14 protein-coding genes and 1 pseudogene are annotated in these 13,139 nt (G+C 66.1%); 10 read left to right on the top strand and 5 right to left on the bottom strand.

Annotated features, from left to right (window positions below; translation table 11 throughout):
• Positions 1–335: 335 nt before the first annotated feature.
• The 5 genes from lpxK to CY652_RS16640 all read left to right on the top strand — a co-directional run bounded on the left by lpxK (position 336) and on the right by CY652_RS16640 (position 4,266).
• Positions 336–1,352, top strand: a complete 1,017-nt coding sequence (gene lpxK / locus CY652_RS16660) for a tetraacyldisaccharide 4'-kinase (protein ID WP_102131823.1) — start codon at positions 336–338, stop codon at positions 1,350–1,352.
• Complete coding sequence (locus tag CY652_RS16655; protein ID WP_102131822.1) at positions 1,333–1,545, top strand: Trm112 family protein; 213 nt, start codon at positions 1,333–1,335, stop codon at positions 1,543–1,545. The genes lpxK and CY652_RS16655 overlap by 20 nt, the downstream gene beginning before the upstream one ends.
• Before the next feature lie 76 nt (positions 1,546–1,621).
• Complete coding sequence (gene kdsB / locus CY652_RS16650; RefSeq protein ID WP_102131821.1) at positions 1,622–2,434, top strand: 3-deoxy-manno-octulosonate cytidylyltransferase; 813 nt, start codon at positions 1,622–1,624, stop codon at positions 2,432–2,434.
• A 267-nt stretch (positions 2,435–2,701) separates the two neighbouring features.
• A complete protein-coding gene (adk, locus tag CY652_RS16645; protein WP_102131820.1) occupies positions 2,702–3,364 on the top strand; it encodes an adenylate kinase in 663 nt (220 codons plus the stop codon).
• Positions 3,365–3,507: 143 nt separating this feature from the next.
• Positions 3,508–4,266 carry a 3-hydroxyacyl-CoA dehydrogenase gene (locus tag CY652_RS16640; RefSeq protein WP_102131819.1) on the top strand — a complete coding sequence of 253 codons (759 nt, stop codon included), beginning with the start codon at positions 3,508–3,510 and terminating at the stop codon, positions 4,264–4,266.
• An 81-nt stretch (positions 4,267–4,347) separates the two neighbouring features.
• On the opposite strand, the gene CY652_RS16635 is transcribed toward CY652_RS16640, so the two are convergent.
• Both CY652_RS16635 and murJ read right to left on the bottom strand, forming a co-directional pair.
• Positions 4,348–5,190 (bottom strand): SirB1 family protein, encoded by an 843-nt coding sequence (locus tag CY652_RS16635; protein ID WP_102131931.1) that lies wholly within the window; start codon positions 5,188–5,190, stop codon positions 4,348–4,350.
• A 5-nt stretch (positions 5,191–5,195) separates the two neighbouring features.
• Positions 5,196–6,746: a murein biosynthesis integral membrane protein MurJ gene (gene murJ, locus CY652_RS16630; protein WP_102131818.1), complete on the bottom strand. Its 1,551-nt coding sequence runs from the start codon at positions 6,744–6,746 to the stop codon at positions 5,196–5,198.
• Between the two features lie 239 nt (positions 6,747–6,985).
• Between murJ and CY652_RS24105 the strand changes: the two genes are divergently transcribed.
• Entirely contained in the window at positions 6,986–7,210 is a 225-nt protein-coding gene (locus CY652_RS24105) for a hypothetical protein (protein WP_146010123.1), read from the top strand.
• Entirely contained in the window at positions 7,203–7,478 is a 276-nt protein-coding gene (rpsT, locus tag CY652_RS16625) for a 30S ribosomal protein S20 (protein WP_102131817.1), read from the top strand. Before CY652_RS24105 ends, rpsT begins: the two co-directional genes overlap by 8 nt.
• A gap of 175 nt (positions 7,479–7,653) precedes the next feature.
• Here the strand turns inward: rpsT and CY652_RS16620 are convergent, their stop codons facing one another.
• Entirely contained in the window at positions 7,654–7,992 is a 339-nt protein-coding gene (locus tag CY652_RS16620; protein WP_102131816.1) for a DUF3579 domain-containing protein, read from the bottom strand.
• 338 nt (positions 7,993–8,330) lie between these two features.
• Between CY652_RS16620 and argF the strand changes: the two genes are divergently transcribed.
• On the top strand, positions 8,331–9,260 hold the full coding sequence (argF, locus tag CY652_RS16615; RefSeq protein WP_102131815.1) for an ornithine carbamoyltransferase: 930 nt from the start codon (positions 8,331–8,333) through the stop codon (positions 9,258–9,260).
• 142 nt (positions 9,261–9,402) lie between these two features.
• On the top strand, positions 9,403–10,632 hold the full coding sequence (locus tag CY652_RS16610; RefSeq protein WP_102131814.1) for an argininosuccinate synthase: 1,230 nt from the start codon (positions 9,403–9,405) through the stop codon (positions 10,630–10,632).
• Between the two features lie 105 nt (positions 10,633–10,737).
• Here CY652_RS16610 and CY652_RS16605 read toward each other — a convergent pair whose 3' ends face one another.
• Positions 10,738–11,547, bottom strand: a complete 810-nt coding sequence (locus tag CY652_RS16605; RefSeq protein WP_102131813.1) for an IclR family transcriptional regulator — start codon at positions 11,545–11,547, stop codon at positions 10,738–10,740.
• Between the two features lie 99 nt (positions 11,548–11,646).
• Here CY652_RS16605 and CY652_RS16600 point away from each other — a divergent pair, with 99 nt between their 5' ends.
• Complete coding sequence (locus CY652_RS16600; protein ID WP_102131812.1) at positions 11,647–12,837, top strand: acyl-CoA dehydrogenase; 1,191 nt, start codon at positions 11,647–11,649, stop codon at positions 12,835–12,837.
• 116 nt (positions 12,838–12,953) lie between these two features.
• Here CY652_RS16600 and CY652_RS16595 read toward each other — a convergent pair.
• Positions 12,954–13,139 (bottom strand): annotated as a pseudogene (locus CY652_RS16595) (peroxidase); the annotation flags it as partial.

Below are 13,139 nucleotides of genomic sequence, written 5' to 3'. Positions count from 1 at the left end.
CCGCGTCGCCCGGCTGACGTGGATCGAGTCCATGGGTCCCGACCAGACGGACGGCTTGCCGCCGGACCAGCTCACGCGCTAGAGTGCCGGGTTCGCGGCACGACACCCGGGCTCTGTCCGGGCTTCGCCGCGTGCCGACGCCGTACACGATTCGCGGCAGCCTGCCCCCTACCCTGCTTCCCGGAGGAGCCCGTCCCGATGCCCACTCCGTCCGTCCTGCCACACCGCGCGCGCCCGACGACCGGCGGTGCGGGCGGTACACAACGACCGACACGTCCACGCTTGTCGCCCGCCTCCGGCCGCGCGACGCGGCGCCGGCAACGGTGACCCGGCCGATGGACGGCTTCGTCTCCCGCCTCGAGACGCGCATTGCGCGCGAATGGCAACGGCGCGGGTCGCTCGCCTGGGCACTCACGCCGCTCGCGGCCGCCTTCGGCGCCGTCACGGCAGCGCGCCGCGCCGCCTATGCGCTCGGCTGGCTCAAGGCCATACGCGTCGGCGTGCCGGTCGTCGTGGTCGGCAACGTGACGGTCGGCGGCACCGGCAAAACGCCGACGGTCATTGCGCTCGTCGACGCGCTGCGCGCGGCCGGTTTCTCGCCCGGCGTCGTCTCGCGCGGCTACGGCGCGAAGGTCGCCCGGCCGACCGCCGTCACGCCGGCGACGCCGGCCGGCAACGCCGGCGACGAACCGCTGCTGATCGCGCGCCGCACCGGCGTGCCCGTCTGGGTCTGCCCGAACCGGGTCGCCGCGGCGCAGGCGCTGTGCGCCGCGCATCGCGACGTCGACGTCATCGTGAGTGACGACGGCCTCCAGCACTACCGGCTCGCGCGCGATGCGGAACTCGTGGTGTTCGATCATCGGCTCGGCGGCAACGGCTTCCTGCTGCCGGCCGGGCCGCTGCGCGAACCGCTATCGCGGCGCCGCGACGCCACGCTCGTCAACAACCCGTTCGAGCGCGCCCTGCCGCCCTGGCCGAACACCTTCGCGCTGCGACTCGACGCAGGCGACGCCTGGCATCTGGCGAACCCGGCCCTGCGCCGCCCGCTCGCGCAATTCGCGGGCGAACGCGTGATCGCGAGCGCCGGCATCGGCGCGCCGGAGCGCTTCTTCGCGACGCTGCGCGCGGCCGGCCTCGCGCCGCAGACGCTGCCGCTGCCCGACCACTATGCGTTCGCCAGCAATCCGTTCGCCGACCTCGCTGCCGACGCCATCCTGATCACCGAGAAGGATGCAGTAAAATTGGGGGCATGGAACGATGCGCGCATCTGGGTCGTGCCCGTCGAAGCCGCGCTCGATCATCGCCTTGTCACCCTGGTTGTGGAGAAACTCCGTGGACGCCCGCCTGCTTGAAATCCTGGTCTGCCCGATCTGCAAGGGCCCGCTCAGCTACGACCGTGCCGCGCAGGAACTCATCTGCCACGCCGACAAGCTCGCCTATCCGATCCGCGACGGCATTCCCGTGATGCTCGTCGACGAGGCGCGCCAGACGGTGGAAGGCACGCCCGTCTCGCCGTCCGGACCGGTTGCCGGCCAGACGGCCTGACCCCCCGCCCCCGTCGCTCATCCGGCGCGCCGGCCCCCGGCGCGTTTTCGTTTCCGACCTTGCTCCGTCCGTTGTGATGACCGCCTCCGTCCAGCCCTTCGTCGTCGTCGTGCCCGCCCGTCTCGCCTCGACGCGTCTGCCGAACAAGCCGCTTGCGGACATCGGCGGCAAACCGATGGTGGTGCGCGTCGCAGAACGCGCGCGCGCATCGGGCGCGCAACAGGTGCTGATCGCCTCCGACGCGCAGAGCGTGCTCGACGCCGCGCAGGCGCACGGCTTCGAAGCGGTGCTCACGCGCGCCGACCATCCCTCCGGTACCGACCGCCTCGCCGAGGTGGCCGGACGGCTCGGCTGGAGCGACGACACGCTCGTCGTCAACGTGCAGGGCGACGAGCCGCTGATCGAGCCCGGACTCATATGCGACGTTGCGTCGCATCTGGCCTCGCACCCCGATTGCGCGATCGCGACGGCCGCTCATCCCATCGCGACGACAGCCGACGTCTTCAATCCGAACGTCGTCAAGGTCGTGCTCGACGCGCGCGGCGTCGCGCTATATTTCTCGCGCGCCCCCATTCCCTGGGCGCGCGACGCATGGCAACCGCACTGTCTCCCCGGGCACTTCGACACCGCCTCCATGCCCGCCCCGACTGGGCCCGCGGCGGTTTACCGGCACATCGGGCTCTACGCCTATCGCGCGAAATTCCTGCGCAGCTATCCGTCGCTCCCGCAGTCGCCGATCGAGCAGACCGAGGCGCTCGAGCAGTTGCGCGCGATGTGGCATGGCGAGCGGATCGCCGTACTCCTCACCGACGAAGCGCCCGCGCCGGGCGTCGACACGCCGGCCGATCTGACCCGCGTACAGGCCCTGTTCCGGCCGGAAGCGCAATAAGGCATGGCATAATCGAACGGTCGTGAAAACCTTCCGAAGCCTTGGCGCGTCGAGGGTTTCCCATTCGTTGCAGGCATCGCCCCGCAGCATCCTCCACGGGCATCGCCGCGCGAAACGGGTTGCCGTATGAGGTTGTTGTGTTGTTCGCCAGCGCACGGTCGCCGGCTGCAGCAGCGAACGGGAAAGAGAGCGCTCGAATGCGGCTCACGTCGCATGCCGTTGCAGCCGCCGCGCCCGAAGAATTCACATAGATCGGAGATATCTCATATGCGTTTGATCCTGTTGGGCGCGCCCGGCGCGGGCAAGGGAACCCAAGCGAACTTCATCAAGGAAAAGTTCGGCATCCCGCAGATTTCGACGGGCGACATGCTGCGCGCGGCCGTGAAGGCCGGCACGCCGCTCGGCCTCGAGGCGAAGCGCTTCATGGACGCGGGCGAACTCGTGTCCGACGAGCTCATCATCAATCTCGTGAAGGAACGCCTGCGCGAACCGGATTGCCGCAACGGCTATCTGTTCGACGGCTTCCCGCGCACGCTGCCGCAGGCCGAGGCGATGAAGCAGGCGGCCGTGGCGATCGACTACGTGCTCGAAATCGACGTGCCGTTCGACGAGATCATCGTCCGCATGAGCGGGCGTCGCGTGCATGCCGCGTCGGGCCGCACCTATCACGTGAAATTCAATCCGCCGAAGCGCGAAGGCCTCGACGACGTGACGGGCGAGCCGCTGATCCAGCGCGACGACGACAAGGAAGAGACCGTGCGCAAGCGTCTCGACGTCTACGTCGCGCAGACCCGTCCGCTCGTCGACTACTACCAGCAATGGGCACAGCGAGGCGAGGAGAACGGCCTGAAGGCGCCGCAGTACCGGCGCATCTCCGGGCTCGGCAGCGTCGACGAAATCCGGACGCGCGCGTTCGACGCGCTGAAGTAAGCCGCCTCGCCTCCCCGACGTTACGCCGGGCGGGCGCCTCTGCACAGGTACTCGCCCGGCACCCGCAGCATCTCGCCTCGCGGCCGCACGGCACCGCCCGTCGCACCGATCAAAACAAGACCGCGGACGACAGGAGACAGGACATGCAGATTCGGGACGGCGTTTTTCTGGTCACGGGCGGCGCTTCGGGTCTCGGCGCCGCTACGGCGCGCATGTTCGCGAACGAAGGCGGCAGGCTCGTGATCGCCGATCTGAACGAAGACGCCGGCACGGCCCTCGCCCGCGAACTCGGCGGCCGGTTCGTCGAATGCGACGTCGGTCGCGAGGAAGACGGCGAACGCGCCATGGCCTGTGCCCTCGAACTCGGCCCGCTACGCGGCCTCGTCAACTGTGCGGGCATCGCGCCCGCGGCCAGAACGATCGGCAGGAGCAGCGCGCATCCGCTCGATCTGTTCTCGAAGATCCTGACGGTCAATCTCGTCGGCACGTTCAACATGATCCGCCTCGCCGCCGTGGCGATGGCGCGCAACGAACCGAACGCGGAAGGCGAGCGCGGCGTCGTCGTCAACACGTCGTCGATCGCGGCTTACGATGGGCAAATCGGCCAGGCTGCCTACGCGGCCTCGAAAGGCGGTATAGCCGCGATGACGCTGCCCGTCGCGCGCGACCTCGCCGGCAGCGGCATCCGCGTCGTGACCATTGCGCCGGGCATCTTCGAAACGCCGATGCTGCTCGGCATGCCGAGGGACGTACAGGACGCGCTCGGCGCGATGGCGCCGTTCCCGCCGCGCCCGGGCAAACCGCACGAATATGCGATGCTCGCCCGGCAGATCGTGGAAAACCCGATGCTCAACGGCGAAGTGATCCGCCTCGACGGCGCGATTCGCATGCCGCCCAAATGACGATCCGATGACGTCACGGTAACGCAACAAAAAGCCCGCACATTGCGGGCTTTTTGTTGCGTTACGATTCCGGGCGGTCCGTCAATCGCGGGCACTGTCGAGCGTGCGCTGGCGTAGTTCCTGTAGCTGCGATTCGACCACGGTCGCATCTTCGGCCTCGGGCCGCTCCTCGAGGTAACGCTCGAGATCCTCGAGCGCCGGACGCAGATAGTCGAGCCGCGCATAGGCGAAGCCGCGATCGCGCACCTCCTCGATGCTGCCCGGCAGCAGGATGACGAGCCGCTGCTGGATTGCCAGCAACCGCTCCCAGCGCTCGGTCTCGAGATAGGTCGTCTTCAGGTTGCGCAGCAACCGCGCGACGATCTCGCGCCGCGTGGCGGGCTCGAGCAGCATGCGCAGCGCGCGCGCGACCGAGCTGCCCGCTTTCATGACGTAAGGCTCGAGCATCTCGACCATGTCCGATTCGGACAGCGACCGGCCCGTGGTCGGATCGAGCATCACGTCGCCCCCGGGCGTCGTCACGCGCAACAGGAAATGCCCCGGAAACGAGACGCCCTGAACGGGCAGCCCGAGCTGGCTCGCCATCTCGAGGTACAGCACCGCGAGCGAGACGGGAATGCCGCGGCGGCGCTTGAGCACGACGTTCAGATGGCTGTTGTCCGGATCGCAGTAATCGTTGAGATTGGCGGCGAAACCGAAGTCGCGGAAGAAGCAGCGGTTCAGGGTGCTCACCTGCTCGCGCACGTCGGCGCTCCTGTCGATGCGCCGACGCACGCGCTCGACCAGCTCGTCGAGCTCCGCCAGCGTGCCCTGCAGATCGAGGTCCGGATAAGCGTCCTGGGCGATCGCGAGCGCTGCCTCGGTCAACGGCAGGCTGTCGTCGTCCGCAACGAGCGTGCTGAAATAATCGAGAACCCGCGTCATCGTGCTCACTTCGTTTGCCTCTTGAAGTACGCGTATTTGAACCCCATCAGCCACAGCATACCGAAATATAGCGCAGCGAACAGCACGAGGCAGGCACCGAGCAGCGCGATGCGCGAGAACGGCTCCCGACGCATCCCGATCCAGTCGTAGGTCGTCGCGAACCAGTGCATCGTGCCGCCCAGCACGAGACAGGCGCCGAGCAATTGCACGAAAAACTTCGGCCAGCCCGGCGAGGGCATATAGATGCCGCGCCGGCGCAGTCCGATGAAGAGCAGCAGCGCGTTCATGCAGGCGCCGAGCCCGACCGAAAGCGTGAGCCCCGCGTGCGCGAAGATCGGCACGAACACGTAATTGCTGAGCTGGGTCGCGACCAGCACGACGATGCCGATCTTCACCGGCGTCTTGATGTCCTGGCGCGCGTAAAAACCGGGCGCGAGAATCTTGATCAGGATGAGCCCGACGAGGCCAACACCGTACGCCGACAGCGCCCGGCCGACCATGACGACCGAGCGGGCATCGAACTTGCCGTAGTGAAAAAGCGCGGCCGTCAACGGTTCGGCAAAGAAGAACAGCGCAACCGCGCTCGGCGCGGCCAGCAGAAACGTCACCCGCAACCCCCAGTCGAGGAGCGCCGAATATTCGTGCGGGTCCGCGTCGACGTGCGCCTTCGAAAGGCTCGGCAGCAGGATCGTGCCGAGCGCGACGCCGAGCAGCGCGGTCGGGAACTCCATCAGCCGATCCGCGTAGTTGATCCACGACACCGCGCCCGGACCGAGGCGGGACGCGATGTTCGTGTTGATGATGAGACTCACCTGCGCGACCGAAACGGCGAACATCGCCGGCACCATCTTCGCGAGCACGCGTTTCACGCCGCGGTGCGCGAGCGCCCTGAACGGCGAGAGCCAGATGTGCGGCGTCATGTCGATGCGCTTGAGGCCGGGCAACTGCACGAGGAACTGCAGTACGCCGCCGACGATGACGGCCCACGCGAGCGCATAGACGGGGTGCTTCAGATGCGGCGCGACCCACACCGCCGCGACGATGAACGATACGTTCAGCAGCACCGGCGCGAACGCGGGCAGCGAAAACTGCTTGTAGGTATTGAGCACGCCGGACGCGAGCGACGTGAGCGAGATGAACACGATGTACGGGAACATGATGCGCGTCATCGTGACGGCGAGCGGATAGGCCTGTCCGTCGCTCGTGAGCCCCGATGCGACGACCAGCACGACCAGCGAGGCGCCGGCGATGCCGAGCAGCGACAGCACGACCAGCACCCAGGCCAGCACGGTCGAGGTCGCGTCGACGAGCGCGCGAGTCGCCTCGTGGCCCTCGTGATTCTTGAACTCGGCCAGAATCGGCACGAATGCCTGCGAAAACGCCCCTTCCGCCGAAATGCGGCGCAACAGGTTCGGGATGCGGAACGCGACGTAGAAGGCGTCGGTGAACTGACTGGCGCCGAAGGCGCGGGCGATCAGCGTTTCGCGGGCCAGTCCGGTCACGCGCGACAGCAACGTGAAGCCGCTGACGGTCAGCAAGGCTCGGAATAGATTCATGGGGCGCTTATTATACGGGGGCGGGCGCCGCCCGCGACGCGGCGCGGACGGCAAGCAGGTCGGACAAGCACCCGGCCCGGACGTTCGATTTCCGGCCATCCGGCGAGCGGCGCCCGGGCCAGCAGGAACGCGCCATCCCCGTCCGATTGCCACCCCACTGATTTTGTTGCTATAATCGCCGGTTTCGAAGCTCACCTTTGCTTTTTTGGGTTTTCTGGATGCATTCCGGCCGAACCGGAATGGCTTCGTCCAGCCCGGAAAACATGGGCCGGCGTGCCGCAGCAGCGTTGAGTCAAGTGTTGAAAGTCAACGCGGAGTTAATGCGCAGGCGGCGTCCGGCCGGTGACCGTTTTTTGCGCTTTCGGGCAATCCGCCCGGAAGCTCGGCTCAAGGCAAGCATCGGCGCCGCCCTTTCGCTGGTCGGCATCGAAGAACAGGAACAGGACAAGGAAACTCATGGCTAACTCCGCACAAGCACGCAAGCGCGCCCGTCAGGCCGCGAAGGCCAACTCGCACAACTCGGCGCTGCGCTCGAAGTTCCGCACGGCCATCAAGGCCGTTCGCAAGGCGATCCAGGCCGGCGACAAGGCCAAGGCCGCCGAAATCTTCAAGGCCTCGGCAAAGACGCTCGACATCATTGCCGACAAGAAAATCGTTCACAAGAACAAGGCTGCCCGGCACAAGAGCCGCCTTGCCGCCGCCGTCAAGGCGCTGCAGACCAGCGCGCAGTAAGTCCGGCAGGTCCGCCGCATGGCGGACCGTTTCCTGTTCGCTGCTGCCGCCGCATCAAAACCCGCTCTGGCGGGTTTTTTTGTGGGCGTAAAAAAACCCGCCAGAGCGGGTTCGACTTGTGAATTGCGAAACATACGTCGGGCGTTAATCGCGCCCGAAAGTGCCGACCGCCCCGTTACCGCCCGCCTTGATGAGCGGCGTGATGGGGCGGCAGTTCGCAGGCCTCGGTGACGAGCAGATCGTTGTCCTTCGCGAAATTCATCACGAAGTTGAAAGCCATGGGTTCGATGTCGCGCAGCCGGGAGTCGAGCACCACGCACTTCAGGTCGCCGATCATCGTGGGCCGTACGTAGAGCGAATATTGCAGGTGGGCATTCGGCCCCCGCCCCTTCACGCCGGGCCCGAAGCATGACATGACGCCGGCGAGACGCTCGGACCAGTCGCTCGGCCGAAACTTTTTCCCGTTCGTCGTGATGCCCTGAATGAAATATTCGGTTGGGGGTGTTTCGGCCATGTAGGAAGTACCCGTGTGACAAGCCCGATCGCGAAACACGGCCTGCGAGCGACACCCGCAAAACCTGCGCAGCGCCGCTGCCGGCACCGCGCATCGGCGGGCGCACAGGTCGCATCGACAAGCCCTGAAACTCGCTGCCGTGCCTGTAGGAAAACGCGAAGATTATAGCGCAGCGGACCTTTTTCCGCACTGCACACAAACGCTTTCGTCGCACACCGCCGTCGCTTCGCGACTCGTCAAAACGCCCAAAATCCTTTATGCTGCATTGACTTACCAACAACAGCGGCGTCTCCGGCGAAAGCTGCATTGTCTGCCGGACGGGGCGCCGTTTCTGTTTCATGACCGCCCGGAATATTCGCCATTACCTGCAGTTCAAGGATTTCTCGCTCGAAGATTACGAATACGTGCTCGAACGCTCCCGCATCCTGAAGCGCAAGTTCAAGAACTACGAGACCTATCATCCGCTGCACGATCGCACGCTCGCGATGATCTTCGAGAAGAACTCGACGCGCACGCGCCTGTCGTTCGAAGCCGGCATCTTCCAGCTCGGCGGCCACGCCGTGTTCATGAGCACGCGCGATACCCAGCTCGGCCGCGGCGAACCGATCGAGGACGCGGCACAAGTCATCTCGCGCATGGTCGACATCATCATGATCCGCACGTTCGGCCAGGACATCATCCAGCGCTTCGCGGAAAATTCGCGCGTGCCCGTCATCAACGGCCTCACGAACGAATACCACCCGTGCCAGGTGCTGGCCGACATCTTCACGTATTACGAGCATCGCGAACCGATTCGCGGCAAGACGGTCGCCTGGGTCGGCGACGCGAACAACATGCTCTACACGTGGATCGAGGCCGCTCAGATTCTCGGCTTCAAGCTGCACATCTCGACGCCGCCCGGCTACGCGCTCGACCGCGCGCTCGTCGCGCCCGAGAGCGCGCCGTTCTACGAGGAATTCGACGATCCGCGCGAAGCCTGCGCCGGCGCCGACCTCGTCACGACGGACGTCTGGACCAGCATGGGCTTCGAGGCCGAGAACGAGGTGCGCAAGCAGGCGTTCGCCGACTGGTGCGTGGACGCCGCGATGATGGCCCGCGCGAAACCCGATGCGCTCTTCATGCACTGTCTGCCGGCGCACCGCGGCGAAGAGGTGAGCGCGGAGGTGATCGACGGGCCGCAAAGCGTCATCTGGGACGAGGCCGAAAACCGGCTGCACGTGCAGAAAGCGCTGATGGAATACCTGCTGCTCGGCAAGCTCAATCACTGAGCAACGGCAGTTGCCCGGCCAGGCACGGGCCGTCCCGTTTCACGCCACCGGAAATCGGGCGTGCCCGCGGTTTGGTGTCAAAATATCGTTTTTCGCGCGCCGAGGTCGGCACGCACAGATTCTCTCCAGTTACGGGTTCACCATGAGCGATATAAAGAAAGTCGTGCTCGCCTACTCGGGCGGCCTCGATACTTCCGTCATTCTGAAATGGCTGCAGGACAACTACGACGCCGAAGTCGTGACGTTTACGGCCGACATCGGCCAGGGCGAGGAACTCGAGCCGGCGCGCAAGAAGGCGCTGCAACTGGGCATCAAGCCCGAGAACATCTTCATCGACGACCTGCGTGAAGAGTTCGTGCGCGACTTCGTGTTCCCGATGTTCCGCGCCAACGCCCTCTACGAAGGCGAATACCTGCTCGGCACCTCGATCGCGCGGCCGCTCATCGCCAAGCGCCAGATCGAGATCGCGCGAAAGACCGGCGCGCAGGCCGTCTCGCACGGCGCGACCGGCAAGGGCAACGACCAGGTGCGCTTCGAACTCGGCTACTACGCGCTCGAACCCGGCATCAAGGTCATCGCGCCGTGGCGCGAATGGGATCTGCTCTCGCGCGAAAAGCTGCTGGCCTATGCGGAAAAGGCCGCCATTCCGATCGACATGAAGCACCGTCAGGGCGGCGCGCCGTACTCGATGGACGCCAACCTGCTGCACATCTCGTTCGAAGGCCGTCACCTCGAAGACCCGAAGGCGGAAGCCGAGGAAGACATGTGGCGCTGGACCGTGTCGCCGGAACAGGCCCCGGACGCGCCCGAGTACGTGGACATCGAGTACGGCCACGGCGACCCGGTGGCGATCAACGGCAAGCGCCTCTCGCCAGCCGAAGTACTGACCGAGCTGAACCGTCTCGGCAGCAAGCACGGCATCGGCCGGCTCGATCTCGTCGAGAACCGCTACGTCGGCATGAAGTCGCGCGGCTGCTACGAAACGCCGGGCGGCACTATCATGCTGAAGGCGCACCGCGGCATCGAGTCGATCACGCTCGACCGCGAAGTCGCTCACCTGAAGGACGATCTGCTCGCGCGCTACGCCGCGCTGATCTACAACGGCTACTGGTGGAGCCCGGAGCGCCGCGCGATCCAGGTGCTCGTCGACCACACGCAGGAAAAGGTCAACGGCTGGGTCCGCGTGAAGCTCTACAAGGGAAGCGTCTCGGTCGTCGCGCGCGATTCGAAGGACACGCTGTTCGACAAGACGATCGCCACGTTCGACGACGACGGCGGCGCCTACAACCAGGCCGACGCCGGCGGCTTCATCAAGCTCAACGCGCTGCGCATGCGTATCGCCGAAAACGCCCGCCGCCAGCGCGGCGATTGACGGGCGCAGGCAAGCTCCGCCAGAGCAAAACGCCAGGACGCGACGTCCTGGCGTTTTTCTTTTGCTGCCGGCGAGCCCTATCCACGCTTACCTGCTCCGCCTTCTTCACGCCACCTCGCCCAGCCGCCGCGCCAATGCCAGCAGCCGGGGCGCCACCCGTTCGCGAAACACGTCCTCTCCCATCGACGACGCCGGCCCGCTGCAACTGAGCACGAGCCAGCGCCGCTCGCGCGGCTCGCGAAACGGCACGGCGACCGCGTTCACGTCGTCGTGCCAATCGCGAAACGAAAAGCAGCAATGCTCGCGCGCGAAGGCGCCGATCTCCCGCCGGGCCGCCGCCACGAGCGACGGTCCGGCGGTCCCGGCCGCCTTCTGCAGTTCGGCAAGCAGCGCGGCGCGCGCATCGTCGGGCTGCACCGCGAGGTAAGCCCGGCCCATCGAGCTCGTCAGCATCGAGAGCCGCGAGCCGGCGGCAAGACCGAGCGTCAGCGCGGTGTCGCTGCGTATCGTCTCGAGGTAGACCATGTCGAGACCGTCGCGACAGCCGAGCGAGACCGCCGCGCCGACCTCCCGCGCAAATACGCGCATGTGCGCCCTGGCAAGATCGAGCATGTCGGTGCCGGCCAGCAGCGCGAAGCCGAGCGACAGCACGCCGGCGTCGAGCGCGTACTTGCCGAGCGTTTCGTCGAAGCGAAGGTAGCCGAGCACCGTCAGCGTATAGGCGAGGCGGTTGACGGTCGCCTTCGGCAAGCCGGTGCGCTCGACGAAATCGCGATTGCCGAGCAGCGTCTCGCCCGGCCGGAACGCGCGCAGCAAATCGAGCCCGCGCGCAAGCGCGACGACGAATTTGCGCTCGTCGACGGTATCGCCCCACGGCGTCGGGGGAATCGGGGCGGTCGGGCTGGGTGCGGGCATGGCGGTCCGGGTGATAAACTTATGTCGATATTCAAAACATTGTTCTGCATAGCGGAACTTCGGTCAAGATCGGGTTCCCGCCATTCGAGGAGATAGGCCATGGCCGACACCGCCCAATTCCATTGGGAAGACCCGTTACTCATCGACCAGCAGCTCACCGAAGACGAGCGCATGGTGCGCGACGCGGCGCAGGCCTACGCGAAGGACAAGCTGGCGCCTCGCGTGCTGGAGGCGTTTCGCCACGAAACGACCGATCCGTCGATCTTCCGCGAGATGGGCGAAATCGGCCTGCTCGGCCCGACCATTCCCGAGCAGTACGGCGGCCCCGGCCTGAACTACGTGGGCTACGGACTGATCGCGCGCGAGGTGGAGCGCATCGACTCGGGCTACCGGTCGATGATGTCGGTACAGTCGTCGCTCGTCATGGTGCCGATCTTCGAGTTCGGTTCCGAAGCCCAGAAACAGCAATACCTGCCGAAGCTCGCGAGCGGCGAATGGATCGGCTGCTTCGGCCTCACCGAGCCCAACCACGGCTCCGATCCGGGCAGCATGGTGACGCGGGCCAGGAAGGTGAGCGGCGGCTATTCGCTCTCGGGCGCGAAGACGTGGATCACGAACTCGCCGATCGCCGACGTGTTCGTCGTCTGGGCGAAGCTCGAGGAGGACGGCAAGGACACGATCCGCGGTTTCGTTCTCGAAAAGGCCTACAAGGGCCTGTCCGCGCCGGCGATCCACGGCAAGATAGGGCTACGTGCGTCGATCACGGGCGAAATCGTGCTCGACGAAGTCTTCGTCCCGGAAGAGAACCTGTTGCCGGGCGCCAAAGGGCTGCGCGGCCCGTTCACCTGCCTGAACTCCGCGCGCTACGGCATCGCCTGGGGCGCACTCGGCGCAGCGGAGGCCTGCTGGCACACGGCGCGGCAGTACGTGCTGGACCGCAAGCAGTTCGGCCGGCCGCTCGCCGCCAACCAGTTGATCCAGAAAAAGCTGGCCGACATGCAGACCGAAATCACGCTCGGTCTACAGGGCGTGCTACGGCTCGGCCGGATGAAGGACGAAGGCACGGCCGCCGTCGAAATCACCTCGATCATGAAGCGCAACTCGTGCGGCAAGGCGCTCGACATCGCACGGCTCGCGCGCGACATGCTGGGCGGCAACGGCATCTCGGACGAATTCGGCGTGGCGCGGCATCTCGTCAACCTCGAAGTGGTCAACACGTACGAGGGCACGCACGACGTTCACGCGCTGATCCTCGGCCGCGCCCAGACAGGCATCCAGGCGTTCTTCTGACGAAGACGCCGGCCGGCACGACCCATCATGAAAAAGCGCCACCTCTTTCGAGATGGCGCCTGCCGTTTCCGACCATCTGTTGCGCCGACGGAAAACCCGCTGGCGGAAAAGAAACGTTATTTATTCGGTTGCGGCGTCATGCGCAGATACGGACGCAGCGCCTTGTAGCCCTTCGGGAACTTCTGCCTGATCACCTCCGGGTCCTGCAGCGACGGCACGATCACGACGTCGTCGCCCTGCTTCCAGTTGCCGGGCGTCGCAACCTGATAGTTGTCCGTGAGCTGGAGCGAATCGATCACGCG

The sequence above is a fragment of the Burkholderia sp. WAC0059 genome (genome assembly GCF_002870125.1).
Lineage (GTDB): Bacteria > Pseudomonadota > Gammaproteobacteria > Burkholderiales > Burkholderiaceae > Paraburkholderia.
The sequence above is the reverse complement of the archived record's forward strand: the minus strand, read 5'-3'. Positions and strand labels throughout refer to the sequence as shown.